General features: G+C 66.6%; 21 protein-coding genes. 10 read left to right on the top strand and 11 right to left on the bottom strand.

Annotated elements, in window-relative coordinates:
• The first annotated feature begins 62 nt into the window (after positions 1–62).
• A complete protein-coding gene (locus C380_RS10610) occupies positions 63–2,885 on the top strand; it encodes an EAL domain-containing protein (protein ID WP_015013850.1) in 2,823 nt (940 codons plus the stop codon).
• A gap of 331 nt (positions 2,886–3,216) precedes the next feature.
• Here the strand turns inward: C380_RS10610 and C380_RS10605 are convergent, their stop codons facing one another.
• The 3 genes from C380_RS10605 to C380_RS10595 all read right to left on the bottom strand — a co-directional run bounded on the left by C380_RS10605 (position 3,217) and on the right by C380_RS10595 (position 7,777).
• A complete protein-coding gene (locus tag C380_RS10605; protein ID WP_015013849.1) occupies positions 3,217–4,389 on the bottom strand; it encodes a patatin-like phospholipase family protein in 1,173 nt (390 codons plus the stop codon).
• A gap of 100 nt (positions 4,390–4,489) precedes the next feature.
• The gene (locus tag C380_RS10600; protein ID WP_015013848.1) at positions 4,490–5,320 is read right to left on the bottom strand and encodes an HDOD domain-containing protein; all 831 of its coding nucleotides are present in this window, start codon (positions 5,318–5,320) and stop codon (positions 4,490–4,492) included.
• 87 nt (positions 5,321–5,407) lie between these two features.
• Positions 5,408–7,777, bottom strand: coding sequence for a Tex family protein (locus C380_RS10595; protein WP_015013847.1), 2,370 nt, complete (start codon positions 7,775–7,777; stop codon positions 5,408–5,410).
• A gap of 275 nt (positions 7,778–8,052) precedes the next feature.
• On the opposite strand from C380_RS10595, the gene C380_RS10590 reads away from it, so the two are divergent.
• The gene (locus C380_RS10590; RefSeq protein ID WP_015013846.1) at positions 8,053–8,346 is read left to right on the top strand and encodes a DUF4148 domain-containing protein; all 294 of its coding nucleotides are present in this window, start codon (positions 8,053–8,055) and stop codon (positions 8,344–8,346) included.
• Between the two features lie 215 nt (positions 8,347–8,561).
• On the opposite strand, the gene C380_RS10585 is transcribed toward C380_RS10590, so the two are convergent.
• Positions 8,562–9,701 (bottom strand): zinc-binding dehydrogenase, encoded by a 1,140-nt coding sequence (locus tag C380_RS10585; RefSeq protein ID WP_015013845.1) that lies wholly within the window; start codon positions 9,699–9,701, stop codon positions 8,562–8,564.
• A gap of 301 nt (positions 9,702–10,002) precedes the next feature.
• On the opposite strand from C380_RS10585, the gene C380_RS10580 reads away from it, so the two are divergent.
• Both C380_RS10580 and C380_RS10575 read left to right on the top strand, forming a co-directional pair.
• Positions 10,003–10,482, top strand: coding sequence for a MerR family transcriptional regulator (locus tag C380_RS10580; RefSeq protein WP_015013844.1), 480 nt, complete (start codon positions 10,003–10,005; stop codon positions 10,480–10,482).
• Positions 10,409–10,810: a carboxymuconolactone decarboxylase family protein gene (locus C380_RS10575; protein WP_015013843.1), complete on the top strand. Its 402-nt coding sequence runs from the start codon at positions 10,409–10,411 to the stop codon at positions 10,808–10,810. Before C380_RS10580 ends, C380_RS10575 begins: the two co-directional genes overlap by 74 nt.
• Before the next feature lie 55 nt (positions 10,811–10,865).
• Here C380_RS10575 and C380_RS10570 read toward each other — a convergent pair whose 3' ends face one another.
• Positions 10,866–11,453: a DUF1566 domain-containing protein gene (locus C380_RS10570; RefSeq protein WP_015013842.1), complete on the bottom strand. Its 588-nt coding sequence runs from the start codon at positions 11,451–11,453 to the stop codon at positions 10,866–10,868.
• Positions 11,454–11,582: 129 nt separating this feature from the next.
• Positions 11,583–12,557 carry a LysR substrate-binding domain-containing protein gene (locus C380_RS10565; RefSeq protein WP_015013841.1) on the bottom strand — a complete coding sequence of 325 codons (975 nt, stop codon included), beginning with the start codon at positions 12,555–12,557 and terminating at the stop codon, positions 11,583–11,585.
• 166 nt (positions 12,558–12,723) lie between these two features.
• On the opposite strand from C380_RS10565, the gene C380_RS10560 reads away from it, so the two are divergent.
• The 4 genes from C380_RS10560 to C380_RS10545 all read left to right on the top strand — a co-directional run bounded on the left by C380_RS10560 (position 12,724) and on the right by C380_RS10545 (position 17,132).
• Positions 12,724–13,812 carry a tartrate dehydrogenase gene (locus C380_RS10560; protein ID WP_015013840.1) on the top strand — a complete coding sequence of 363 codons (1,089 nt, stop codon included), beginning with the start codon at positions 12,724–12,726 and terminating at the stop codon, positions 13,810–13,812.
• 41 nt (positions 13,813–13,853) lie between these two features.
• Entirely contained in the window at positions 13,854–15,158 is a 1,305-nt protein-coding gene (locus C380_RS10555) for a glycerate kinase (protein ID WP_015013839.1), read from the top strand.
• Positions 15,159–15,231: 73 nt separating this feature from the next.
• The gene (locus C380_RS10550) at positions 15,232–16,266 is read left to right on the top strand and encodes a tripartite tricarboxylate transporter substrate binding protein (protein WP_015013838.1); all 1,035 of its coding nucleotides are present in this window, start codon (positions 15,232–15,234) and stop codon (positions 16,264–16,266) included.
• 86 nt (positions 16,267–16,352) lie between these two features.
• The gene (locus C380_RS10545; protein ID WP_043566397.1) at positions 16,353–17,132 is read left to right on the top strand and encodes an N-acetyltransferase; all 780 of its coding nucleotides are present in this window, start codon (positions 16,353–16,355) and stop codon (positions 17,130–17,132) included.
• 158 nt (positions 17,133–17,290) lie between these two features.
• Here C380_RS10545 and C380_RS10540 read toward each other — a convergent pair whose 3' ends face one another.
• The 3 genes from C380_RS10540 to C380_RS10530 all read right to left on the bottom strand — a co-directional run bounded on the left by C380_RS10540 (position 17,291) and on the right by C380_RS10530 (position 20,382).
• Positions 17,291–17,956, bottom strand: a complete 666-nt coding sequence (locus C380_RS10540) for a methionine ABC transporter permease (protein WP_015013836.1) — start codon at positions 17,954–17,956, stop codon at positions 17,291–17,293.
• A gap of 15 nt (positions 17,957–17,971) precedes the next feature.
• The gene (locus tag C380_RS10535; protein WP_015013835.1) at positions 17,972–19,018 is read right to left on the bottom strand and encodes a methionine ABC transporter ATP-binding protein; all 1,047 of its coding nucleotides are present in this window, start codon (positions 19,016–19,018) and stop codon (positions 17,972–17,974) included.
• A 155-nt stretch (positions 19,019–19,173) separates the two neighbouring features.
• Positions 19,174–20,382 carry an MFS transporter gene (locus tag C380_RS10530; protein ID WP_043565338.1) on the bottom strand — a complete coding sequence of 403 codons (1,209 nt, stop codon included), beginning with the start codon at positions 20,380–20,382 and terminating at the stop codon, positions 19,174–19,176.
• Positions 20,383–20,683: 301 nt separating this feature from the next.
• Here C380_RS10530 and C380_RS10525 point away from each other — a divergent pair, with 301 nt between their 5' ends.
• On the top strand, positions 20,684–21,280 hold the full coding sequence (locus C380_RS10525; protein WP_043566394.1) for a molybdopterin-dependent oxidoreductase: 597 nt from the start codon (positions 20,684–20,686) through the stop codon (positions 21,278–21,280).
• A gap of 147 nt (positions 21,281–21,427) precedes the next feature.
• On the opposite strand, the gene C380_RS10520 is transcribed toward C380_RS10525, so the two are convergent.
• Entirely contained in the window at positions 21,428–22,663 is a 1,236-nt protein-coding gene (locus tag C380_RS10520; protein ID WP_015013832.1) for an MFS transporter, read from the bottom strand.
• A gap of 97 nt (positions 22,664–22,760) precedes the next feature.
• On the opposite strand from C380_RS10520, the gene C380_RS10515 reads away from it, so the two are divergent.
• Complete coding sequence (locus tag C380_RS10515) at positions 22,761–23,705, top strand: LysR family transcriptional regulator (protein ID WP_015013831.1); 945 nt, start codon at positions 22,761–22,763, stop codon at positions 23,703–23,705.
• Positions 23,706–23,861: 156 nt separating this feature from the next.
• Here C380_RS10515 and C380_RS10510 read toward each other — a convergent pair whose 3' ends face one another.
• Entirely contained in the window at positions 23,862–24,686 is an 825-nt protein-coding gene (locus C380_RS10510) for a hypothetical protein (protein ID WP_015013830.1), read from the bottom strand.
• Positions 24,687–24,908: the final 222 nt, after the last annotated feature.

The following is a 24,908-nucleotide window of genomic DNA, read 5'->3' as shown; positions in this document are numbered from 1 at the left end:
GCCGCTGTCAACAATTAATTAACCATTCATTACCACAGGGGTTGTGGGGAGGACCACCGTCGATGCGCACTGGAAATCTCACCACCTGGCTTCTGCGGGGCACCTACCCCCGGCTGTATGTGTCCATCGTGGCGATCATCCTGCTGGTCACGGGGGTGCGCTACCACTACCTGCTGGCTGCAGAAACTGACGAAGCCCTGCAGCAAGGCTCCACCGAACTGCGGCGCGCCAGCGACCCATTGCAGCTGCGCCTGGCCGCCGAGCCCGCGCCCGATGCCGACACTGTCACCCGCATCCTGACCGAGGGGCTGGCGCAGGCCGCGCCGGCGGTGGCGTCCATCAAGTGGCAGGCCGCCGACCAGCCCGCCATCGAGGTCACCGCCTTTCCCTACCCCGCCGTCGCTCCCAAATGGTTTACCGATTGGCTGGACCTCTCTGCCCCGGTGCAGCAGTCTGGCCTGGCGCTGGCAGATGGCACATTGGGCCGACTGACAGTGACGGCCCATCCGCAGCCCCTGACAGACCAGGTGTGGGCCACGGTGCTGGTGCAGGCGCGCATCTCGGCACTCAACATCTTCACCATCTTCTTTTTGCTGACGCTATTGCTGCGCGCCAATGCCCGCATGCTGCAGCGCCTGGCCCAGGCCACCGATGCGTTTCGCCAGGGCTATCTGAGCACTCGCATGGAGGTCACCGGCACGCTGGAGTCCCGCGCCATGGCCGAGACCTTCAACGACATGGCGGGCAAGGTGCAGTCCCTGGTGCTGTCATTGCATGAAACGCAGCGCCAGCAAAGCGAGCAACTGCACTTCACCCGCCAGTTGATCGATGCCCTGCCCCTGCCCGTGTTTGTGCGCCATGCCGACGGCACCTACCTGGACGCCAACCGCGCATGGCAGCGCCTGTTCCAGTCACAGCCAGGTGCTGACGGCGCCGCAGGCGCCAGCCTGCCTGCCGAACTGGCCCCGGAACGGTCGGCCCACATCGCCAGTGCGCACGACAACGAAATCCGCATCCGCCCGCCCCACCAGCCCCCGCTGGACATGGCCTACTACGAAGCGCCCTTCACCAGCACCAACGGCGAGCTGGCTGGCACCATCGGTACGCTGGTGGACGTGACAGAACGCAAACGCGCCCAGGAGGCCCTGCGCGCCGAAAAGGAGCGTGCCGAGGTCACCCTCGCCTCCATCGGCGACGGCGTCATCACCACCGACCTGGGTGGGCGCATCGAGACCATCAACGAGGCCGCGCAACTCATGACCGGCTTTACCGCCGACCAGGCGCTGGGCCGGCAGCTGGACGACGTGTTTCGCCTGTACGAAGAGCCCGCCAGCCGCACCGCCAGCGCGGCCGCCGAACGCGACACGCAGCCCGGCGGGCTGCAGCAGGCCACCTACGAGGTACTGATCCACCGCTCGGGCGAGCGCTACGCCATCGAGTACACGGCCGCCGCCATCCGCGAGGGCAGCGGCCACGCCACAGGCTGCGTGCTGGTGTTCCGCGACGTGACCGAAACACGCAACCTGCGCCATCAGATCTCCTGGCACGCCCGCCACGATGCGCTCACCGGCCTGTACAACCGCGCAGCGCTGGCCGAAAAGCTCACGCACGCCCTGTTTGTGGCTCGCAACCATCAGCTGCTGCTGGCAGTGTGCATGCTGGACCTGGACCACTTCCAGGCGGTGAACGACACCTTTGGCCAGCGCGTGGGCGACCGCCTGCTCAAGGAAGTGGCCCGGCGCCTGGGCGCCTTCATCACACCCCAAGAAGCCGTGGCCCGCATGGGCGGCGACGAGTTTGTGCTGCTGCTGGGCGAACAGCCCGATGTGCCCGCCATCGAGGCGCGCCTGGCCGTGCTGATGCAACAACTGGCCGCGCCCTATGCGATTGACGACCGCCTGGTGAACATCACCGTCAGCATTGGCGTGGCCGTGTTTCCCCAAGACGACGCCAACCCCGACACCCTCCTGCGCCACGCCGACCAGGCCATGTGCCAGGCCAAGAGCTTCGGGCGCAACCAGCTGCACGTGTTCGATGTACAGCACGACCACGCCGTGCAGACCCAGCACACCCGCCAGACCCGGGTGGCCCGCGCACTGCACGCGGGGGAGCTGGTGCTGCACTACCAGCCCAAGGTCAACCTGCGCACCGGCGAGATCATCGGGCTGGAAGCCCTGCTGCGCTGGCAACACCCGCAGGAAGGACTGCTGGGCCCGCAGCACGTGCTGCAGCTGGTGGAGGACACGGACCTGCAGGTCGAACTGGGCGAATGGGTGCTGCGCCAGGCCCTGGCGCAGATGCGGGTATGGAGCGATGCCGGCATGGGCTGGGAAGTCAGCGTCAACATCGCGGCGCCCCACTTCCACCGGCCCAACTTTGTGCAGCGGCTCAAGGACATCCTGCACACCTGCCCCGAGGTGTCTCCCGCACGACTGGAGCTGGAGATCCTGGAATCCGCCGCGCTGGAAGACATGCAGTACATGCGCCGCATGATGCAAAGCTGCCAGGCCCTGGGCGTGCGTTTTGCGCTGGACGACTTTGGCACCGGCTTTTCGTCGCTGTCGTACCTCAAGCGCCTGCCCGCCGAGACCATCAAGATCGACCAATCGTTTGTGCGCGGCATTCTGGAGGACGGCGACGACCTCACCCTCGTCAAAGCCATCGTGGCGCTGGCGGCTGCGTTCCACCGCCATGTGGTGGCCGAAGGGGTCGAAACCGCTGAGCACTGCGTCAAGCTGCTGGAGCTGGGCTGCGAACGCGCGCAGGGGTACGGCATTGCCAAGCCCATGCCTGCGGTCGATGTGCTGCCCTGGGCCCGCGACCACGCTGCACGCCATGCTGCACGGGCGGTGCAAGAGGCAGCGCGCCGGTCTGCCTCGACCTAAGAACCTGTTCAAAGTCTTTTTGGAGATTGCATTTGAGTGCAATCGGGATGAATGGATGCTTCGGATGCGCCGCATGGGCTCATGCCCATGCAAGCAGCCGGGGCGTCCAATCGCCCGATTTCACTCCAACCCTGCGGGCAAGTGCCTTGCCGGGCGGCCTGCGGCGTTGCGGCGCTTGCCGATAGCACGGGCTATCGGCGGCGCACCGCGCCTTGCATCCCATCCCGGCAGGGTACTTGTGCAACTCCAAAAAGACTTTGAACAGGTTCTGAGAGCCTGCGGCCAACGCAGCGGTCCCAGCGGGCGACGATGGCGCTGCGGCCCCGCCGCACTACAACGGCTGCACCGCGCCCATGTCCGGCCGCTCCAGCCACTCGCGCCACTCATCCACCAGCTGCTGGCTGGCGCGCGTGGCCGCGAGCCACGCCTGGGCCCGGGCACGGCTGTCCGTGCCGTAGTGGGTGAAGTCGTTGCGGTCGGGCAGCTTGGCATTGGGCAATCGGCGCACCCAGTCCGGGTCGGGTGACAGCACCACCATGTTGTCGAGCGCCGACGTGGCCTTGTGGCGCCACTTCAGCCCCTTGTCCAGCCAGCCCGGCACCACGCGGTGTTGGAAGTGGGGGTAGAGCACGATGCCGCCAGCACCCGCACGCAACGGCTCGGACGCGGTTTTGAAGACTTTTCCGCCGGAAGCGCTAGTGCTCATTGCCTGAGCAGCTATCAATTCAGAAGCATCACCGTTCGGCAGCCCATAGGCAAGATGCAGGTGGTAGTCGGTGATGCCACCGTCCCAGTAGGCGCCCCGGGGCGCACCCGGGATGTTGTGTACGGCCTGCAAGACAAACGGGATCGAGCAGCTGGCCTGCAGCGCTTGCATGAAGTTGTCTGCGCTCAACCCCACCTGCCGGGTGCGGTAATCGGTCGTGGCAAAAGGCAAGGCGGCGCCTGACGAGGAAAACACCACCCGCTCCAGCCAGGCCCCCATCGCCTTGCGGTGCACGGTGTTGGTCACGAACGCCCCCAGATACCCCAGGGGCGTACCCAGCGCATGTTCGCGCCCCAGCACATGGCGGCCCCGGGATGTGACGATGTGCAGGCGGTAGCGCGGGTGGCTCAGCACCTCCTGCACCCGCCCGCCATAGAAGGCCTCCAGGTTCTGGCCGAACCGCTCGCTCACATGGGCAGCCGTGGGACGCTTTTTGCCGGGTGGCAACTCGTAGTCCTGGTGGATGTAGTCGTGTTCCAGCCGTTCAAACGCCGCCACCGACTGCTGCAGGCAGGCTGTTGCCATGCGCCAGGCGCCGATGGAGGCACCCACCAGGTGCACCGGCTGGTCAGAGCGCGGTAGCCATTCCCCAAAAATGAACCGGTCCATCGGCCCCAGGATCAGCCCCTTGGGGCCACCGGCCGCCGCCGGGATCACCCCCACATCAGCGGGCTGCAGGCCCTGTTGTTCGAGGTGTTGGCGGGCGCGGGGGCCAGCGTGGATGCGCAGTGCTTTCATGGCGCCAATTGTCGCAAAGCGGCTGGGGCAGCACAGTCAATCCGTAGACCGCCCCAGCAGCGCCCTCCCCATGGCAACCGCCTGACCCGCTACCGGGCTGCTAGACGATGAAGTCCGCCGCCGCCTCCGGCCGGGCCGTCCAGTCGATGGGGTCTTGCTGCAGCACCATGTCAATGTCGAGCCCCAGGGCCAGCCCCACTTCGCCGGGGAAGGACACTGCCAGCTCCTTCTCGTTGAGCTCAGCCTCGCGGGCGCGGGCGCGCCAGGCGGCCAGGTGGATCACGCCTGCCAAGGGTTCGTACACCTTGTTGTCAAACGGCGCATGCTGGTGCTGCAGGGCATCAATCACCACCTCGGGCAGTTGCCAGCGGCGCGCGCAGCCCGCGGTGACCTGGCCATAGCTGTAGCCAAAGATGCGCTGCTCGATCTTGTCGCGGCGCAGGTCAAATGGCGCTACCAGGGTGTTGACCGACTGGGCCTTCTCGGGGTCGGCCAGGTGGATCACCAGCTCGCCCAGCGCATGCAGCAAACCGGCGGTATACGCCGCGATCTGGTTGTGGTGGACGATGCCCGCCAGCGAGCGCGCGAGCTTGGCGGTGTTGAGGCTGTAACGCCAGAACTGCTGCATGTTCACCCCGGGCACCGAGCGTGACGTAGTGCCCAGCGGAGCCGAAGTGACCAGTGTGCGCAGCTGTGCGGTGCCCAGCAGCGCCAGCGCCTCGGGGATACCCGCAATCTGCCCGGGCAGCTGGAAGGTGGGGGAATTGGCCAGCTCCAGCAGGCGCGCGGCCAGGGCCGGGTCGGTGCCAAACAGCTGGTTCAGGCGCCGCAGGCTGGGCTCAGCGTGGGCCAGCTCGCTCATCAGCAGCGCCACGGCGCGCGGAAGGCTGGGCAGTGCCACAGGTTGGGCCAGCAGTGCGTTCAACTCCATGGGGTACGGCGCCGGTGGTTGGTTCAGGTGCTGGCGATTATGGGCCCCTGCACGGCCAAAAAACCACCGGCGGCACAGCGGGCTGCGTCAGCGGCCTTTGGCCTGTTGCAACTTCGCAAATGCCGACGCCATGGCCGACTGCTGCACAGGCTCGGGCCCACGGCGCTGGGGCTGTGCATAGCCACGGGCTGCGCCCTCAAAGCGGTTGTCACGGGGAGCGCCCCGGTCACCGCCCTGGCGTGGTGGTGCGGCATCCAGCTTCATCGACAGGCCGATGCGCTTGCGCTCCACGTCCACTTCCATGACCTTGACCTTGACGATGTCGCCGGTCTTGACCACCTCGCGGGCGTCGTTCACAAACTTGTGCGCCAGCTGGCTCACATGCACCAGACCGTCCTGGTGCACGCCCAGGTCCACAAAGGCGCCGAACTGGGCCACGTTGCTCACCGTGCCCTCCAGGATCATGCCTTCCTTCAGGTCCTTGATGTCTTCCACGCCGTCATTGAAGCGCGCCACCTTGAAGTCGGGGCGCGGGTCGCGGCCGGGCTTTTCCAGCTCGGCCAGGATGTCCTTGACGGTGATCACGCCAAACTTTTCGTTGGCGAACAACTCGGGCTTGAGCGTCTTGAGCATGTCGGCGCGGCCCATCAACTCGGCCACCGGCTTGCCGGTCTTTTCTATGATCTGCTCGACCACCGGGTAGGTCTCGGGGTGCACGCCCGTCATGTCCAGCGGGTTGTCACCGCCGCGAATGCGCAAGAAGCCCGCGCTCTGCTCAAAGGTCTTGGCGCCCAGGCCCGCCACTTCCATCAGCTGCTTGCGGCTCTTGAACGCGCCGTTGGCCTCGCGCCAGCGCACCACGGCCTTGGCCACGCTGCCCGACAGGCCCGACACACGCGACAGCAGCGGCACGCTAGCCGTGTTCAGGTCCACACCCACAGAGTTCACGCAGTCTTCCACCACCGTGCCCAGGGTGCGTGCCAGCTCGCTCTGGTTCACGTCGTGCTGGTACTGGCCCACGCCGATGCTCTTGGGGTCGATCTTGACCAGCTCGGCCAGTGGGTCCTGCAGGCGGCGAGCGATGGAGGCGGCGCCGCGCAGGCTCACGTCCACATCAGGCATCTCTTGCGATGCGTATTCGCTGGCGGAATACACCGAGGCACCCGCCTCGCTCACCACCACCTTCTCGATGGCGCGGTCGGCCTTGGCGGCCATCTTGATCAGATCGGCGGCCAGTTTGTCGGTCTCGCGGCTGGCCGTGCCGTTGCCAATCGCAATCAGGTTCACGCCATGTTTTTCCACGAGCTTGGCCAGTGTGAAGAGCGAGCCATCCCAGTCGCGCTTGGGCTCGTGCGGGTACACCGTGGCGGTCTCCACCAGCTTGCCGGTGGCGTCCACCACGGCCACCTTCACGCCGGTGCGGATGCCGGGGTCCAGCCCCATCACTACGCGCGGGCCGGCCGGTGCGGCCAACAGCAGGTCGCGCAGGTTGTCGGCAAACACCTTGATCGCCACCTTCTCGGCCTCGTCGCGCAGGCGGGCAAACAGGTCGCGCTCGGTGGAGAGGCTGAGCTTCACGCGCCAGGTCCAGGCCACGCATTTGCGGATCAGGTCGTCCGCCTTGCGGCCCTGGTGACTCCAGCCCAGGTGCAGGGCGATCTTGCCTTCGGCGATGCTGGGCTTGCCAGGTTCGGGCTCCACCGGCAGCGCCAGCTTGGCTTCCAGAATCTCCAGCCCGCGCCCGCGGAACACCGCCAGCGCGCGGTGCGAGGGCACGCGGCCAATCGGCTCGTCGTAGTCGAAGTAGTCGCGGAACTTGGAGACCTCGGGGTCGTTCTCGTTCTTGCTGTCCACCTTCTTGCTGCGCAGCAGGCCCTCGGCCCACAACCACTCGCGCAGGCTTTGCACCAGGGCAGGGTCTTCGGCCCAGCGCTCGGAGAGGATGTCGCGCACACCGTCGAGCACGGCGGGCACGGTGGAGAAATCGGCGCCGGGCTTGCCGTCGTCCAGCACTTCGGGCGGCTTGGTGAACGCGGCGGCCTCCACGGCAGGGTCCAGCGTGGGGTCGGCAAACAGCTTGTCGGCCAGCGGCTCGATGCCGAACTCGCGCGCAATCTGGCCCTTGGTGCGGCGCTTTTGCTTGAACGGCAGGTAGATGTCTTCCAGCTCTTGCTTGGTGGGCGCGGCGGCAATGGCGGCACGCAGAGCGTCGGTCAGCTTGCCTTGTTCGTCGATGGCCTTGAGCACGGCCACGCGGCGGTCTTCCAGCTCGCGCAGGTAGGCCAGCCGTGCCTCCAGTTCGCGCAACTGAATATCGTCCAGCCCGCCCGTCACTTCCTTGCGGTAGCGGGCGATGAACGGCACCGTGGCACCGCCGTCCAGCAGCTCCACCGCTGCACGCACCTGTTGTTCACTGACTTTGATTTCTGCGGCCAACTGCCGAACGATCTGCTGCATGGGTGGGGCGGACTCTCTGAAACTCGGTCAAACAAAAAAGCGAAGCGCGCGAGTTTGCCACAGGCGGTTTGGCAGCCCGGAGACGGGGCGGCGGATTGTTCTCAATACTGGAACAGTTAGTTTACGACTGAGTGGTTTTTCCCTGAACACCATCGGCGTACAGTTCATCCCATCGATGAGCCGAACCCGCAAGGCGACTCACCGAACCCGGTTCAGGAATGGTTTTTGACCCGGCTTTTTTGAGACGCTTTTTTTAGCTTTTAAGGATTTTCATCATGAACAAGACCGCCCGTTTCCTCTCCGTCGCCGCTGTTGCCGCTTTCGCCGCCTTTGGCGCCCATGCCGATGAAGCCGATGGCTCGCAATTTGCCCTGAAGTTCGACACCAACCGCACCCGCGCTGAAGTGCAAGCCGAAGCTGTAGTGGAAGCCAAGACCCACAACATGGAACCCGCAGGCTCGCGTGTGGTGACCTACAAGTCCACCGCCGACCGCGCTGCCGTGCGTGCACAGGCTGCCGAAGCCGTGCGCACCGGCCAGATCCCTTCGGGCGAATTCAGCGCCATGTAATTTGGCAGACCAACTGCTTAGGTTGGATTGAAGCAGTTGCGGGACTTCCCATGGCGGTGGCACTTCGCGCGGTGCGGGTGCTGCTGCCATGGGGAGTGTTAACTGAACCGCAGGGGCGGGCAGGCAAAAAGGGCTCCTTTTGGGAGCCCTTTTTGTTGGTGCCTGCCGTGTAGCCGCGCCCCCCAGGGGCGCCAGGCGCGCCCCTGCAACGTCGCTTACAGCGACGGGTCGATCAACACCTTGGCGCCGGTATTGCGCGGGCCGTAGAACGCGATGGACTCGGCGCTCAGCGCCCCCGCCAGCGACACGGTGCGCGCGTAGTGGCTGGCGAACGTGGTCTTCAGCTCGGCCGCCACACGCTGGCGCAGCGCCTGTGTCGCCTCGTCGCCAATCTTCTGCAGAAACGGAAACAGCAGCCACCCGCCCATGCCCCAGGCCATGCCAAAGGTGCGGTGCACTTCGGTCGGGCGCGTGTCCAGGTGGCCGTACAGGTACACCTGCTTGTGCACTGCCGAGCCGTAACGGCTGTATTCCTTGGCCTTGCGGTTGATGGCGGCCTCCATGCACTGCAGGATCTGCCCGGCCAGCGTGCCGCCGCCCGTGGCATCAAACGCAATGGTGGCGCCCGTGGCGGCCAGCGCGTCGGTCAGATCGGCCATGAAGTTCGGCGCACTGCTGTCGCACACATACTGGGCGCCCAGTTCTCGCAGCAGCGCCGCCTGCTCGGGCTTGCGCACGATATTGACCAGGCCGACGCCGTCCTTCTGGCAAATCTTGAGCAGCATCTGGCCCAGGTTGCTGGCTGCTGCGGTGTGCACCAGCGCGGTGTGGCCTTCGCGCTTCATGGTCTCCACCATGCTCAGCGCCGTCAGCGGGTTGACGAAGCACGATGCCCCCTCGGCCGCCGTGGTGCCCGGGGGCAGCGGCAGGCACTGCGCCGCCGGCATGGCGCGGTATTGCGAATACATGGCGCCACCAATCACCGCCACCGTGCGGCCCAGCAGTGCCTGCGCGGCGGGTGATGCACCCGCAGCCACCACCAGGCCCGCGCCTTCGTTGCCCACCGGCATGCTCTGACCCAGGCGTGCCGCCATGCCTGGCATGGCGCGCTCCGGGATGCGCGCCGTGGCCACCGGCCGCTCGGCCGTGCCCGTGACCTGCACGGTGGACAAATCGGCTGGGCCCAGCAGCAGACCGATGTCCGACGGGTTGATGGGCGTGGCCTGCACCTGGATCAGCACTTCGTCAGGCCCTGGCGTGGGCACGGGTGTCGGCTCCAGGGTGATCTGCAAGGTGCCATCGGCTTGCACAAGCGAGCGCAATTGCAGCGCGGTGGTAGGGATGGAGGGGTTCATGGAGGACTCGCAGGTAGAAGATGGGACAAAGGGCCTGCGCGCTGGACCGCGCAGTGTGGTGAAAGGGTGCCGTATTCAACGGCGCTGCACCACTACCAACCTGCATTCTTGACCAAGCTGCGCCAACGCGCTGTCCCCTCGGTGAATGGCTGCCCACCCATGCGCAGCCCCCCATTCACTGGGGCGAACGATGCACGCAGTGCGCCGCAGCTACGGGCCAGAAACGCTTTCACACACTCAGTCCAAAGTCATGCACGTGTCGCTTGACTTAGAGTGCGCTCCAACTTTCAGAATCGTTCCCATGGCATCCCTCCTCACCATTGCCGAAGTCGCCAAGCGCACAGGCCTCACCGCACACACCCTGCGCTACTACGAGCGCGCCGGGCTGATTGCGCCAGTGGCGCGTGCACCCGGCGGCCAGCGCCGTTATGCGGCGTCGGACATGGAATGGATCGGATTCCTGCTGCGCCTGCGCGAGACCCAGATGCCCATCGGGCAGATGCAGGCCTTTGCGCGGCTGCGCAGCGAAGGGAACGCCACCGCCCCCGAGCGGCGCCAGTTGCTGGAACAGCACCTGGCGCAGGTGCTGGCAACGATCACCGCCATGCAGCAAGCCGCACAGGCCCTGCAAGCCAAGATCGCGCACTACCGGGGCCTGGAAGCTTCCCTTCGACCCACCCCGTCGTCCACCCACCAAGGAAGCTCCCATGTCCCCCGAAACCCAACCCCGCTATCTCCAGGGCCTCGCCAAGCTGCGCGAAATCGACGGCCACGCGGGTGAGCGTGTCGTCGCCAGCCTGGCCGACATTGCCCCCGACTTTGCCCGCTACCTCATCGAGTTTCCGTTTGGCGACATCTACTCGCGCCCTGGGTTGGACCTGCGCAGCCGCGAGATCGCGGTGATTGCCGCACTGACCGCGCTGGGCAACGCCACACCCCAACTCAAGGTGCATTTGCAGGCCGCGCTGAACGTGGGTGTCACCCGCGAAGAGATCGTGGAGGTGCTGATGCAGATGGCGGTGTACGCGGGCTTTCCGGCCGCGCTCAACGGACTGGCCGCGGCACGCGAGGTGTTTGCAGCGGCCGACGCACAACCACAGGCCGCTTGAAGCGCCCTGCCGCCCCGCCCTGTCCTGCCGGATGCGGCTGCAGCGGGGCGATCGCCTATTTGGCGGCCCCCACCGGCATCGGTCGCACCAGCCGCACCGGCAGCTTGCTGGCCCGCGCGGCATCGCCGCGCGCCTCGCCGGTGGACAGGTTCACCGCCCAGCCATTGATCATGGCGGCCTGCCGTGCGCCATCGCCCGCGCGGCCCTGGGCGATGTTGCCGTAGGTGTACTGGTTGACGCTGGGCGCACTCACGTTGGCGGTAGACGACCAGTGCCACTGGCCCGGCGCCGCCGGAAACAGGATGGGGTTGAGGCCCGGGGGCGACAGCGACTTGTCCACCAGCCGCTGCAACTCGGCCGCGCGCGGAATGCGCCAGCCCACGCCCTCGGCCTTCCAGCGCTCAGAGGCCAGGGCCGTGGCCTCGGCCCGGTCCAGCAGCAGGGGCTGGCCGGTGCAGGTCTTGCCGTTCCACTGCATGCCCTCCACACAGCGCGGCCAGGCCAGGCCGGCGCGCTGGTCCAGCACATAGGCGCCATCGGCGGACAGGGACCAATCGGCGGCCACCTGCGAATCGGCGGCCTGCGCAGGCCCGGCCAACAGGGCAACCAACAGCGGGGGGATGAGCGGCAACAAGGTTTTCATGTACAAAAACAGGGACGATCAAAGCAAGGGAAAAGTCGGCAGACTGAAGAGCACCAGAGGGACCACAGGAATCAGAACCCGCCTCGCCAACACCCTAACCCGGCAGCAGCACCTGCGCCACCCACCAGATCAAGAAACACGCACGGCGCGCCGCTTGTCCGTGCGGCCACCCACGCCCACACCTGCCAGCGTGCCTGACGCGGCCAACGCCTCGGCCAGGAACCCCACAAAAGCCTGCACCCGCGTCGAAAACTGGTGCCGCTGCGGATACACCGCATAGATGTCGGCCGCAGGCGTGTGGTACTGCGGTAGCACGGGCTCCAGCAGGCCCTGGGTAAGGTGGCGGTTCACGTCCCACTCGGCGCGCATCACGATGCCGTGGCCCTGCAGCGCCCACAACACGGCAATCTCGCCGTCGTTGGTGGTGAGGTTGCCGGTGATCTTGATCGACTCGGTGTGCGCCTTGCTGCCACGCCCGGTGGTCAGGCGCCACAGGCCGTAGGCCTCGTCGCCCTGGCGGATGCCGATGCACTGGTGCTCCATCAGGTCGCGCGGCACACGAGGCCTGCCGTGCTGCGCCAGGTAGGCGGGTGCGGCGCACAGCACACGCCGGTTGGGGGCCATGCGGCGGGCAACCACGCGGCCATCGGGCGGCTCGCCAAAACGCACGCACACGTCGTAAGCGTCGTCGGTGATCGGCGGCGGGTGCACCGATAGCTGCAGTTGCACATCCACCTCGGGGTACTGGCGCACAAAGTCCGAGATCACGGGGGCGATGTGCATGCGGCCAAAACCCAGCGTGGCATTCACGCGCAGCAGGCCCTTGGGGCTGGCCTTGGACTGCACGATGAGTTCGTCCAGCGCGTCGATCTCGCGCAGGATGCGGCGCGCGTGCTCCAGCAGCAACTCCCCCTCGGGCGTGAGGCCCATGCGGCGTGTAGTGCGGTTGATGAGCACCACACCCAGGCGCTTTTCCATCTGCGCCAGGTGTTTGCTCACGGCGGCGGTGGTGACGCCCATTTCACGCCCAGCGGCGCTCAGACTGGGGCTGGCGGCCAGTGCCGAAAAGAAACCCAGTTCTGCGGGCTGGATGGTGGAGCTCATCGCGGCATTATCAACTGCAGGTTAACGATGGATTCACTTGGCCGCCGTTTTTACAACGAGCGGATGCCTACAGTCGCTCTCACTGTTTTGTTCCACCCGTTTTTCGCGGCCCGGCATCCCCACAGGCCTTCCCCGACGCTTTCACGCACCAAGATCAGAGACCTTCATGAAAACCTACCAAATCGCCACCATCCCCGGAGACGGCATCGGCAAAGAAGTGATTCCCGCCGGCCAACGCGTGCTCGAAGCCCTGGCCGCCCGCCACACGGGCCTGCAGTTCCAGTTCGAGAACTTCGGCTGGGGCGGCGACTGGTACCGCGCCCACGGCGTGATGATGCCGGCCGATGGGCTCGATGTCTTGCGCGGCAAGGACGCCATCTTGTTCGGCTCGGCGGGCGACCCGGACATTCCCGACCACATCACGCTGTGGGGCCTGCGCCTCAAGATCTGCCAGGGCTTCGATCAGTACGCCAACGTGCGGCCCACGCGCATCCTGCCGGGCATTGACGCGCCCCTGAAGCGCTGCACCCCCAAGGACCTGGACTGGGTCATCGTGCGCGAAAACTCCGAGGGCGAATACTCCGGCGTGGGCGGCCGTGTGCACCAAGGCCATCCGATCGAGGCGGCCACCGACGTGTCCATCATGACCCGCGTGGGGGTGGAACGCATCCTGCGTTTTGCCTTCCGCCTGGCGCAGTCGCGCCCCCGCAAGCTGCTCACCGTCATCACCAAGAGCAACGCCCAGCGCCACGCGATGGTGATGTGGGACGAGATCGCCGCGCAGGTGGCCACCGAGTTCCCCGACGTGAAGTGGGACAAGGAGCTGGTGGACGCCGCCACGGCCCGCATGGTCAACCGCCCCGCCACGCTCGACACCATCGTTGCCACCAACCTGCATGCCGACATCCTCAGCGATCTGGCCGCCGCACTGGCGGGCAGCCTGGGCATTGCGCCCACCGGCAACATCGACCCCGAGCGCCGCTACCCCAGCATGTTCGAGCCCATCCACGGCTCGGCATTCGACATCATGGGCAAGGGCCTGGCCAACCCCATCGGCACCTTCTGGTCGGTGGTGATGCTGCTGGAGCACCTGGGCGAGGCCGACGCCGCCCGCGCCGTGATGCAGGCCATCGAACAGGTCACCGCCAACCCCGCCCTGCACACCCGCGACTTGGGCGGCACGGCCACCACGGCGCAGGTGACCGACGCCGTGTGCGCGCTGATCGGCAGCGCACCGCTGCAAAAGGCAGCCTGAGTCGCGTAGCCCCCACGCACTTCGCCCTGCCTCACGACCCGATGACCCCACACATCGACACCCAGGCCCGCCACTGGCTGCGCAGCATGTTCGATGCTGCCATCGCCTCGGCCCAGCCCGCCGTATGCCTGCCGCCGCACCTGCCCGCTCCGCCCCGGGGCCGCACGGTGGTGATCGGCGCGGGCAAGGCGTCCGCCCAGATGGCGCAGGTGCTGGAGGCCCACTGGCCCACGCCGCTATCGGGCGTGGTGGTCACGCGGTATGGACATGCTGCCGCCTGTCAGCACATCCGCGTGCTGGAAGCCGCCCACCCTGTGCCCGATGCGGCGGGCCTGACAGCCGCGCAACAGATGTTGAAAGCGGTGGAAAGTCTCACGGCAGACGACCTGGTGATCGGCCTGTGGTCGGGCGGAGGCTCGGCACTGCTGCCCTTGCCTCTGCCAGGCATCACGCTGCCCGACAAGCAGGCCCTCAACCAGGCCCTGCTGCGCAGTGGCGCCAGTATTAGCGAGATGAACTGCGTGCGGCGCCACCTGTCGGCCATCAAGGGCGGGCGGCTGGCGCTGGCGTGCGGCCCCGCCCGCGTGGTCAACCTGGTGATGTCGGACGTGCCTGGCGACGACCCGCTGGACGTGGCGTCTGGCCCCACTGTGGCCGACCCGACCACCCGCGCACAGACGCTGGCCATCTTGCAGCGCTACCGCATTGCGCTGCCGCCCGCCGTAACGGCCGCACTGGACACTGCCGCCAGCGAAAGCATCAAGCCCGGCGACACCCGGCTGGGCCCCATCACCACCCACGTCATTGCCACGCCCGACCTGGCCCTGCAGGCAGCCGCCCAGGTGGCGCGCCAGGCGGGCATCGAGCCCACGCTGCTCGGCGACGCACTGGAGGGCGAAGCCCGCGACATGGGCACGGTGCTGGCCGGTGTCGCTCGCTACGCCGCCAAGGCCCCGTCGCCGCTGCACCGCGTGCTGCTGAGCGGCGGCGAAAGCACCGTCACCCTGCGCGCACCCGCCCCCCGGCAACCCATGCCAACCCCAGGGCGCGGCGGGCGCAATGTGGAATGCCTGCTGTCTATGGCCCTGTCGCTCAAGGGCTTGCCCGGCGTGTACGCCTTGGCTGGCGACACCGACGGCATCGACGGCCTGGAGCCCGTGGCTGGCGCCATTGCCACGCCCGACACGCTGGAGCGCGCTGCCGTGCTGTGCCAACACGCCACCGCCGCGCTGGACGCGCACGACGCCCACACCTTTTTTTGCGCGCTGGGCGATGCCGTGATCACTGGGCCCACGGGCACCAACGTCAACGACTTCCGCGCGATCCTGATCGCAGCCACGGGCTGACGCCCTGCGCCCGCGTCCCCAGCAGCCCTGCAACCCAAAGAACCACCAAAACCACAGCCCCACGGAGACAACCATGACACGCCTTGCAACCCCGCACCACCCACCGTCAACGCCGCCCACAGCGCCATCCACACGCCGCCACCATCTGCTGGCACTGGTCGCCCTGGCTACCGCTGCCTGTGCCCTGCCCAGCGCACCGGCGCGCGCGCAGGCCTGGCCGGCCAAGCCCGTCACCATCGTTGTGCCCTTTGCGGCCGGCGGCACTACCGATGTGCTGGCCCGTGCGCTGGGCGAAAAACTGGGCACGGCCCTGGGCCAGCCCGTGATCGTGGAAAACCGGGGCGGCGCGGGCGCCACCATCGGGGCCGACTACGTGGCCAAGGCCCCTGCCGACGGCTACACGCTGCTGATGGGCGCGGTGCACCACACCATTGCAACGAGCGTGTACAAAAAGCTCAACTACGACTTTCAAAAGAGTTTTGCACCCATCACCACCGTGGCGCTGGTGCCCAACGTGCTGGCCGTGAGTGCGGCCACGCCCGCCAAGGACGTGAAGGAGCTGGTGGCGCTGATCAAGGCCACGCCCAACAAGTTCTCCTACGGCTCCAACGGCGCGGGCACGGCGCAGCACCTGATCGGCACGCAGTTCGCCACGTCCATCGGCCAGCCCCTGCTGCATGTGCCCTACAAAGGCAGCGGCCCGCTCACCACCGACCTGCTGGGCGGGCAGGTGTCGATGTCGTTCGACACCGTCACCCCCGTGCTGCCGCACATCAAGGCGGGCAAGCTGCGCGCCCTGGCGGTGACCACGGCCAAGCGCTCGTCCACCCTGCCCGACGTGCCCACGCTGCAAGAAAGCGGCTTTGCGGGCTTTGACATCGGCACCTGGTTTGGTGTGCTGGCCCCCGCCCGCACGCCCGCCGATGTGGTGGCGCGGCTGAATACCGAAATGGTCAAGGTCATCCAGTCGCCGGACTTTCAAAAGCGCATGCAAGACATTGGCGCCGAACCCATCGGCAACACCCCCGCGCAGATGGCCGAGCAGATTGCGGCCGACACCGCACGTTTTGCCAAGCTGGTGGCCGACAACAAGATCACGACCGACTGACCCAGTGGCAAAGAGGGGTTGCGAAGGGTGGTCGCAAAGGGTGGCTGGCGAGGTGAATGGCCAAGGTGGGTTGGTATAAACCCACGATGACCGACACCGCCGCCCCCATCGCCAACACCGTACCCGCTGCCCTCGTCCGCGCGCTGGAAGAGCGCGCCTTCAACGCCTGGCCCGCGCACCAGACGGTATTTCACCGGGGCTGGGTGTTCCGGCTGTCGGGCGGGTACACCAAGCGTGCCAATTCGGTCAACGCGCTGGTGCCCGGCGCGCCGTTTGACGGTGTACGCGAGGCGGCGGCGGCGCTGTATGCGCGGCATGGCTTGCCCGCCGTGTTCCGCATCTCCCCCCTGGCCCCGGCCGAGGCCGACCAGGAGCTGGCGGACGCGGGCTACCAGCACTTTGACCCCTCGCTGGTCCTGCACCGGCCGCTGGCGCTGGGCGCGGTGCCCCGGCCCGATGGCACCACGATGGTCAGCACCTCGCCATCGCCTGCGTGGCTGGAAGGTTTTGCGGCGGCCAACGGCGTGGCGCCGCACCACCGCAACCTGCACCGCAGCATCCTCGACGCCATTGCCCACCCGGTGGGTTATGCGCTGCAACACGACGCCCAGGGCCATGCCGTGGGCTTTGGCCTGGCGGTGCTGGAGCGCGGAGCCGTGGGCCTGTACGACCTGGCCGTGGCGCCCGAACACCGGGGCGGCGGGCGCGGACGCGCGCTGGTGCAGGCCCTGCTGCACTGGGGCGCCGAGGCCGGGGCGACCAGCGCCTACCTGCAGGTGCGGGCGCAGAACACGCCGGCGCTGCGGCTGTATGAATCGATGGGGTTCAAGACGGCCTACGGCTACCACTACCGGGTGCCGGGCTGAGGTTGGCTTCTGCACCTCTCCCACAGGGTGCGAGGGGCCCGGGACCAGCGCAGCGGCCCACGCGGCGCCTTCCCGCGTGGGTTTGAAGCCAAACAGGCCGCAAGCGCCAGTGAATCATGCGCAAGCTGCTATTGATTCAATAGCAAATTATCCACCGATCAACGGTGACTCAGCTTGCGCACGGCCCAGTCACCCAGGCTTTGCACGGCCTGCACAAAGAAGATCAGCACCAGCACCACGGCCAGCATGATCTCGGGCAGAAAGCGCTGGTAGCCGTAGCGGATGCCCAGGTCACCCAGGCCGCCGCCGCCAATGGCGCCGGCCATGGCCGAGTAGCCGGTCAGGCTCACGAACGTGATGGTCAGGCCCGCCACAATGCCGGGCAGCGCCTCGGGCAGCAGCACCTTCCACACGATCTGGCTGGTGGTGGCGCCCATGGCCTGGGCGGCTTCGACCAGGCCGTGGTCCACCTCGCGCAGCGCGGCCTCGACCAGGCGGGCCACAAACGGGGCGGCGGCAATGGTCAGCGGCACCACGGCGGCGGCGGTGCCGATGGACGAGCCGGTGATGAACCGCGTGAACGGGATGATGGCCACCAGCAGGATGATGAAAGGCGTGGAGCGTACGGCGTTCACCAGCCAGCCCACCAGCTTGTTGACGGGGCCGTTCTCCAGCACCCCGCCGTCATCGGTCAGGCGCAGGAACACGCCCAGCGGTACCCCCAGCAAGCCCCCCACCAGGCCGGAGATGCCGACCATGATGAGCGTCTCCCACAGCGACGAGGCAAACAGATCCAGCATGGCTGGCGTGAAGTTGTTGAACATGATGTGTGCTCCCTCTTAACCGGCCACGGCCACTTCTTCCACCTCGACCCCGCCCGCGCGCAGGTGCGCCACGGCGCCCCGCACGCTCTCGGCCTCGCCACTGGCGTACACGGCCAGCGAGCCAAAGGTCTCGTCCTGGATCTCATCCACCTGCCCGTGCAGGATGCTCATGTCCACGCCAAACTGGCGGATCAGCTGCGACAGGATGGGCTGGTAGGCGCTGTCCCCGGCGTACGACAGGCGCAGCAGCTGGCCCGTTCGCCCGGCACCCAGCTGGCCTGCGAGCTTGCGCACATGGTCCAGCACGCTGGCGGGCAGCTCTTGCGGCAAGATTTCGTCGATCAGGCTCTTGGTGATGGCCTGCTGCGGGCGGGTAAACACGTCCAGCACCCGGCCCTGCTCCACGATGCGACCGGCTTCGATCACGGCCACCCGGTCGGCCACCTGCTTGATAACCTGCATCTGGTGCGTGATCAGCACCACCGTCAGGCCCAGCTCGCGGTTGACCTGGCGCAGCAGGTCGAGGATGGAGCGCGTGGTTTCCGGGTCCAGCGCCGAGGTGGCTTCGTCGCTCAGCAGCACCTTGGGGCGGCTGGCCAGCGCGCGCGCAATGCCCACGCGCTGCTTCTGCCCGCCGCTGATCTGCGCCGGGTAGCGGTCGGCCAAATGGGCCAGCCCCACCAGCTCCAGCAGCGGGTTCACACGCTCGCGGATGGCGGCCTTGTCCATGCCCGCCAGCTCCAGCGGCAGCGCGGCGTTGTCAAACACCGTGCGTGACGACAGCAGGTTGAAGTGCTGGAAGACCATGCCGATCTCGCGGCGCGCCTCGCGCAGTTGTGCGTCGTTCAGCTGGGTCAGGTCCTGCCCGCCCACGATGACCTGGCCCGTGGTGGGCCGGTTGAGCAGGTTGATGACCCGCACCAGCGAGCTTTTGCCCGCGCCGCTCTTGCCGATGATGCCGAACACTTCGCCCGGCTGGATGGTGAGGTCGATGCCTTTGAGCGCCTCGACCGGGCCTTGTGAGCCCTGGTAGGTTTGGGTGATACCCCGTAGTTCGATCATGAAACACAAAGGGCCGCCACACGCCGGGCGGCGCGGGTTCGGCCCCAAAAGACACAAAGATCAGGGAATGTACTATTGCGCCATAAAGAATCAAACTATCAAAAAATAAAGTAATAAGACATCAAAGTTATTTGCACGGTGCGGCCGACTCCAGACTACGCTCCCGCGGGCACCGCCACCCGACCATTCACCTTGCGCGACACCAGCGCGCCCAGCACCAGCACTCCCAGCGCCGCCACAGAGAACACGGGCGCAATCCAGCCCCGGTCCACACTGGCCGCCACCAGCAGCACCCCCAGCGACTGCCCCAAAAACAGCAGACACGCAAACAGCGTGACGGCCGTGCCCCGCGCCTCGGGCGCCATCTGCGTGGCCTGCACCTGCAGCGTGTTGTGCAGCATGTAGAACCCCACCCCGGCAAAGAAGCAGCCCAGCACACCCCAGGCCGCCACCGGCCCCCAGGCCAGCAGCAACAGGCCGGCGGCGATCAGCGATGCACCCACCAGCGCCAGGCCCCGCTCGCCCAGCAGCGCCAGCCAGCGGCGTGCCAACAGGCTGTAGATGAGCCCGCCCACGCCATACAGCACCATCACCCCACCGGCGGCCGAGGCCGACAGCCCAAACCCGTCCACCATGCGTGCGGGCACAAAAGCCAGCGTGCCAAAGGCCAGCGCACCCTCCACCGCCACCACGGTCAACACCCAGCGCACCCGGGGCATGCGCAGCAGCGCGGCCGTGTTGGCCAGGTACGCCGACAGCGAAAACGCGGGTGGCACCGCACTGCCAGCCACAGGCGCGGGCGTGCCGGCAGCCATGGCGCGGGACTGCCGCCACAGCAGGCTGGCAGCCGTCAAAAACAGCAGCGACAGCACCACAAACGCCGCCCGCCAGCCCAGCGCCTCCACCGCAAAGCCGCCAAACCACTGCCCGGCCATCATCCCCGACACCGTGGCCACCATCAGCTGCGCCAGGGTCTCCTGCCGCAGTTCGTACGGCACGTTGTCACCAATCCACGCCATCGACAGCGGGATGATGCCCGCCGCCGACGCCCCCATGGCCGCACGCGCCGCCACCAGCACCGGCAGCGTGGGCGCCAGCGCCGTCACGCCACTGAACAGCGCGCAGGCAAACGTGGCGCCAATCACCACGCGCACCTTGCCCAGCCGGTCGCCCAGCGGGCCATAGAACAACTGCAGCACGCCGTAAGACACGGCAAACGCCGCAATGACGGCCGACGCATCGCCCGTGGTGACAGAAAACTCGCGTGCCAGAGACACCAGCATCGGGTCGCAGACACGCATGGAAGCCATGCTGCAAAAGGCTGCCAGGCTGATCACCCGCAGCATCGTCGAAGAAGAGGTCATATGACCCGATTGTGGTGCGGCTGGCGTCGGGCCGCTGTCACCACAAGGCAAGCACCCTGGAGGCTGAAGGTTGGGCGCGCTGCACACCGCCTGTTGCGAGCCTGTTGCGATTCAGAGCGGCTTACAAAACTCAGCGAAGCGGTTCTGGCTAGGCGCTGTGTCGCAGGCAGTACGAGCAGTACGACAAGACACAGCAACGACGCCAGAAGAGTTTTGTTAGCCGCTCTTATTGCGTGGCAAGCGCGGCTCCAGCACTTACCATCGGTCCCTGATTTCCACCAAGGAGCACCCACCCATGAGCATGAACAAGCGCAACTTCGTCGCCGCCGGCATGGGCCTGGCAGGCCTGTGGACCGCCACGGGCAACAGCCACGCCGCCACGCGAGCCAAGGCCCCCAGCGGCCCCACGCTGCTCACCATCAGCGGCGCCATCACCCAGTCCAACCGCGGCGCGCTCGATGCCACCATCGACCAGATGATGGGCAAACACGGCATCCAGTTTGACAAGGCCTTCGCGCTGGACGCCGCCGCCCTGGCGCGCATGCCCGCCGTCACCATCAAGCCCACGCTCGAATACGACAGCAAGCCCCACACGCTCAAGGGCCCCCTGCTCACCACCGTGCTGGCTGCCGCCGGCGTGGCCGCTGGCAGCCCCGTGCAACTGGGCCTGCGCGCGGTGGACGGCTACAACGTCAACATCAGCATGGCCGACGTGCAGGCCTACCGCATGATCGTCGCCACCCACATCGACGGCCAGCCCATGGCCCTGGGCGGCCTGGGCCCCCAGTGGGCCGTGTACGACGCCGACGTGCTGCCCGCCTTCAAGGACAAGCCCGTGAAGGAACGCTTTGGCCTGTGCCCCTGGGGGCTGTACCACATTGAGGTGAAAAAGGCCTGAGCCCATCCAGGCCCAACGCCAAGGAGCGGCTGAGCACCAGCACGGCAAAACCCGCCACCCAACAAAAAGAGCGACCTCAAGGTCGCTCTTTTTTTGATAGCTGCCAGCGCATGATTCACTATCGCTACCGCCCTATTTCGTTCTAAATCAGCCCCGGCGCCGCCCCATGCGCACCGCCAGCGCCGCCAGCGAGCCCGCCGTGGCCAAGCCCACCACCCCCAGCCAGCCCCACTGCGCCAGCGCCAGGCTGCCCAGCGCCGCCCCGGCCGACATGCCGATGAACATGCCGGTGAACAGCAGCGCATTGAGCCGGCTGCGCGCCGCAGGGTCGATGCCGTACACGATGGTCTGGTGCGCCACCAGCGTGGCCTGCACGCCAAAGTCAAAGCCGATGGCACTGGCCACAATCAAGCCCAGCTGGGCCTGCGCAGGCAGCAGGGGCGCCAGCGCCATCACCGCAAACGAAGCAGCCGCCAGCCCCGCGCCGTAGCGCGTCACCACCTCGGGCCCGCGCTTGTCGGCCAGGCGCCCGGCCAGCGGGGCTGCCAGTGCACCCGCCGCCCCGGCCAGGCCAAACGCGCCAGCCGCAGCCGTGCCCAGGTGGAACTGGCTGTGCAACATCACCGCCAGCGTGGACCAGAACGCGCTGAAGCCCACGGCCAGCAGCCCCTGCGCCCAGGCCGCACGGCGCAGCGCCGCGTGCTGGCGCCACAGCGCCACCATAGAGCCGATCAGCGCGCCATAGCCCATCTGCGTGGTGGGCGCAAAGCGCGGCAGCCCGCGCCACACCGCCACCGTCAGCAGCGCAATGGCCACCGCCGCCGCCACATACACCGTGCGCCATCCCCACTGCTGCGCCACAAAGCCGCTGACCACGCGCGACAGCAAAATGCCCAGCAGCAGCCCCGTCATCACGATGCCCACCATGCGCCCACGCTGCGCGGCCGGGGCCAGCGTAGCGGCGGCGGGCACCACGTCTTGCGCCACCGTGGCTGCCAGGCCCACGGCCAGGCTGGCCGCCAGCAGCGCGCCCATGCCGGGCGCCAGGCCGCTCAGCAGCAGGGCCAGCATCAGCGCGATGGACTTGATGACGATGATGCGGCGCCGGTCAAACCGGTCGCCCAGCGGCGCCAGCAGCAAGATGCCCAGCGCATACCCCAGCTGCGTGAGCGTAGGCACCAACCCCACCACGCGGCTGTCGGCCTGCATGTCGGGCCCCAGCACGCCCAGCATGGGCTGGCTGTAGTACAGCGACGCCACGCTCAGCCCCGCCGTGGTCGCCAGCAGCAACAGCAGCGGCGCACTTACGGCGCTTTCTACAGGCGGCGCCACCGGGGCCAGCCCCGCTGCACCGCTTGCATGCACGTTTTGAATGGAAGACATCACAACACCATGGGTTAAAAAGGAATGGTGCGATTGTTCTAGCCCGCCGCCGCGCTGGGTAGTAGGCTGAATTGCAGATTCGTTATACGCTTGGCGTATGACCAACACCCTGCCAGCCTTGCAACCCGGCGCCGACCGCATCGAGCTGATGCAGACCTTTGTCCGCATCGTCGAGGCTGGCAGCCTGTCTGCCGCCGCCCAGCAACTGGGCACCAGCCAGCCCACCGTGAGCCGCCGCCTGCAGGCGCTGGAGCGCAGCCTGGGCGTCAAGCTGCTGCAGCGCTCCACCCATGTGATGAAGCTGACGGAAGACGGTGACCGCTGCTTTGCCCACGCCAAGGCCCTGCTGGAAGACTGGCGCGCCATGGAGGACGACCTGCGCGGCACGGCCGACACCCCGCGCGGCACCCTGCGCGTGCTGGCGCCGCACGCCTTTGGACAAGACCAGTTCATCGCCCCGCTGATGGCCTATCTGCGCCGCTACCCCGAGGTGGACGTGGAATGGATGCTGCATGACCGCCGCCCCAACTTCATCGCCGAAGGCATCGACTGCGCCATCCAGGTCGGCGCCGTGGACGACCCCAGCGTGGTGGCGGTGCGTCTGGCCGAAGTGCCCCGAATCGTGCTGGCCGCCCCCGCCCTCATGGCCGGGCGCCCCACGCCCCAGCACGCGCAGGACCTGCAGCCCCTGCCCTGGCTGGCCCTGAGCACCTTCTACCGCCGCGAGGTCACGCTGACGCAAGAGCCCGGCGGCGAAGCCCACACCTTCGGCATCACCCCGCGTTTAGCCACCGACAGCCTGTACGCCCTGCGCAGCGCCGCCCTGGCCGGGCTGGGGGCGTGCATTTCATCGGCGTGGATCGTGGACAACGATGTGAGGCAGGGGAAGCTGCTGCACCTGGTGCCCAACTGGCACGCGGCGCCGCTGCCGGTGTACTTGGTGTACCCGTATGCGCGGTTTTATCCGGCGCGGCTGCGCTTGTTTTTGGAGGCGATGCGGGGGGCGATGCCGGGGTTGGTGGGGATGCGGGCGGTGGGGTGAGGTTTGTAGCGGGTGGCAGTAACCGGCCAGACGTAGCCGGTAGCAAAATCCGATTGATCGGTCACTTCAGCTTCATTCTGAGAGCGGACAGTGAACGCATATCATTACAAGGTAGCCTCCACCATGGGGCGGCTCAACCATATCTTGTCGCTGGCCTCAGTCTCGATCCCGGTCAGTGGCATAGCGCCCTGAGCAGTAATAGCACCGGTACTCCAAACCGTGTTCTTCGTTCCAAGTTTCTAAGTCACCGAAAGTCACGCGCGCGCCGCAAATTGAGCAGTCGGCAGGCAAGTCATCTCCATCCTCGTTCTCGCAGAACGTGCAGCGATAGCCCGTTCCAGATTCTTGATTGACCACCATCGTGTAGTTGCCGCAATGGTCGCAATGCATACGAACAGGATCCGCGTCAGGATCCTTTGGGTCCATAGGGTTCGCTTTCTCAACCTCGTCAGCGTTCTTAAGGGCGTCGTGCAGCTTGAACTGGTATTCGTCGGAGAGAACTGAGAAGATGGCTTTAGTCTCTTCCGGTATTCGCTTCTCAACGTCCACGACCCCGTAGTAGTCAAGGAACTCCAGAACGGAGCGGAAAAGACGGCCGATGGCAATCCGCGCGGTAGGCACGTCCATCTCGAATTTGTGGTGTTCGATGTCATTCCGTAGCTTCTTAAGCCACTCCAAATCCTTCCTGAAATCTCCAGCAACGGCGTCCTTCTCTTCGTTATTGATGAAGTTGACTGCTTCCCACAAGCCGATGGTCTTAGCAGTCGCCGGGTCAATCTTTGCCGCGAAAGGGTTGGCGTAAATCAGTAATGGGTGCTTTTCGGTGATGTGGTGCTTGAAGATCAGCTCAATAAAGTGCGCCATATGTAACACGCAGAACTTGTATGCCTTACGGTCACCGTTGTCCCCTTCTTGGAACTTCTTAAGCGCCTCTTCCAGGCTGTCCATCGCGTTATCAAGCAAATCAAGCCTGTGGCTCATGTGATCATCCTCCCTTGGTCTTCATCGATAGGACCTGCATGCCGCCGCAGATAGTGAGCGCTTTTGCTGAATTGCCGCCGCTCCGGCCAATTTTCTAAACGACTACGACGGCTCGATAGCGGTCAATCCTCTCGCATCCATTTCGAAATTCAAAGAAAAAAAGAGCACCACAACATTCGCTCTCAATTTCATAGCTGATACCGCATATAGAAAAAGCACTAT

It is taken from the genome of Acidovorax sp. KKS102 (assembly GCF_000302535.1).
Lineage (GTDB): Bacteria > Pseudomonadota > Gammaproteobacteria > Burkholderiales > Burkholderiaceae_C > Acidovorax.
This window is presented reverse-complemented; position numbering and strand designations above follow the sequence as displayed.

Excerpts from the sequence above, each read along its gene's own strand:
- C380_RS10585 (WP_015013845.1), bottom strand. The coding sequence starts at position 9,701 with ATGAACCCCTCCATCCCTACCACCGCGCTGCAATTGCGCTCGCTTGTG.
- C380_RS10610 (WP_015013850.1), top strand. The coding sequence starts at position 63 with ATGCGCACTGGAAATCTCACCACCTGGCTTCTGCGGGGCACCTACCCC.
- C380_RS10540 (WP_015013836.1), bottom strand. The coding sequence starts at position 17,956 with ATGTTCAACAACTTCACGCCAGCCATGCTGGATCTGTTTGCCTCGTCG.
- C380_RS10600 (WP_015013848.1), bottom strand. The coding sequence starts at position 5,320 with ATGGAGTTGAACGCACTGCTGGCCCAACCTGTGGCACTGCCCAGCCTT.
- C380_RS10575 (WP_015013843.1), top strand. The coding sequence starts at position 10,409 with ATGTCCCCCGAAACCCAACCCCGCTATCTCCAGGGCCTCGCCAAGCTG.
- C380_RS10530 (WP_043565338.1), bottom strand. The coding sequence starts at position 20,382 with ATGACCTCTTCTTCGACGATGCTGCGGGTGATCAGCCTGGCAGCCTTT.
- C380_RS10590 (WP_015013846.1), top strand. The coding sequence starts at position 8,053 with ATGAACAAGACCGCCCGTTTCCTCTCCGTCGCCGCTGTTGCCGCTTTC.
- C380_RS10510 (WP_015013830.1), bottom strand. The coding sequence starts at position 24,686 with ATGAGCCACAGGCTTGATTTGCTTGATAACGCGATGGACAGCCTGGAA.
- C380_RS10555 (WP_015013839.1), top strand. The coding sequence starts at position 13,854 with ATGACCCCACACATCGACACCCAGGCCCGCCACTGGCTGCGCAGCATG.
- C380_RS10525 (WP_043566394.1), top strand. The coding sequence starts at position 20,684 with ATGAACAAGCGCAACTTCGTCGCCGCCGGCATGGGCCTGGCAGGCCTG.
- C380_RS10560 (WP_015013840.1), top strand. The coding sequence starts at position 12,724 with ATGAAAACCTACCAAATCGCCACCATCCCCGGAGACGGCATCGGCAAA.
- C380_RS10580 (WP_015013844.1), top strand. The coding sequence starts at position 10,003 with ATGGCATCCCTCCTCACCATTGCCGAAGTCGCCAAGCGCACAGGCCTC.
- C380_RS10595 (WP_015013847.1), bottom strand. The coding sequence starts at position 7,777 with ATGCAGCAGATCGTTCGGCAGTTGGCCGCAGAAATCAAAGTCAGTGAA.
- C380_RS10535 (WP_015013835.1), bottom strand. The coding sequence starts at position 19,018 with ATGATCGAACTACGGGGTATCACCCAAACCTACCAGGGCTCACAAGGC.
- C380_RS10545 (WP_043566397.1), top strand. The coding sequence starts at position 16,353 with ATGACCGACACCGCCGCCCCCATCGCCAACACCGTACCCGCTGCCCTC.
- C380_RS10515 (WP_015013831.1), top strand. The coding sequence starts at position 22,761 with ATGACCAACACCCTGCCAGCCTTGCAACCCGGCGCCGACCGCATCGAG.
- C380_RS10550 (WP_015013838.1), top strand. The coding sequence starts at position 15,232 with ATGACACGCCTTGCAACCCCGCACCACCCACCGTCAACGCCGCCCACA.
- C380_RS10520 (WP_015013832.1), bottom strand. The coding sequence starts at position 22,663 with ATGTCTTCCATTCAAAACGTGCATGCAAGCGGTGCAGCGGGGCTGGCC.
- C380_RS10605 (WP_015013849.1), bottom strand. The coding sequence starts at position 4,389 with ATGAAAGCACTGCGCATCCACGCTGGCCCCCGCGCCCGCCAACACCTC.
- C380_RS10570 (WP_015013842.1), bottom strand. The coding sequence starts at position 11,453 with ATGAAAACCTTGTTGCCGCTCATCCCCCCGCTGTTGGTTGCCCTGTTG.
- C380_RS10565 (WP_015013841.1), bottom strand. The coding sequence starts at position 12,557 with ATGAGCTCCACCATCCAGCCCGCAGAACTGGGTTTCTTTTCGGCACTG.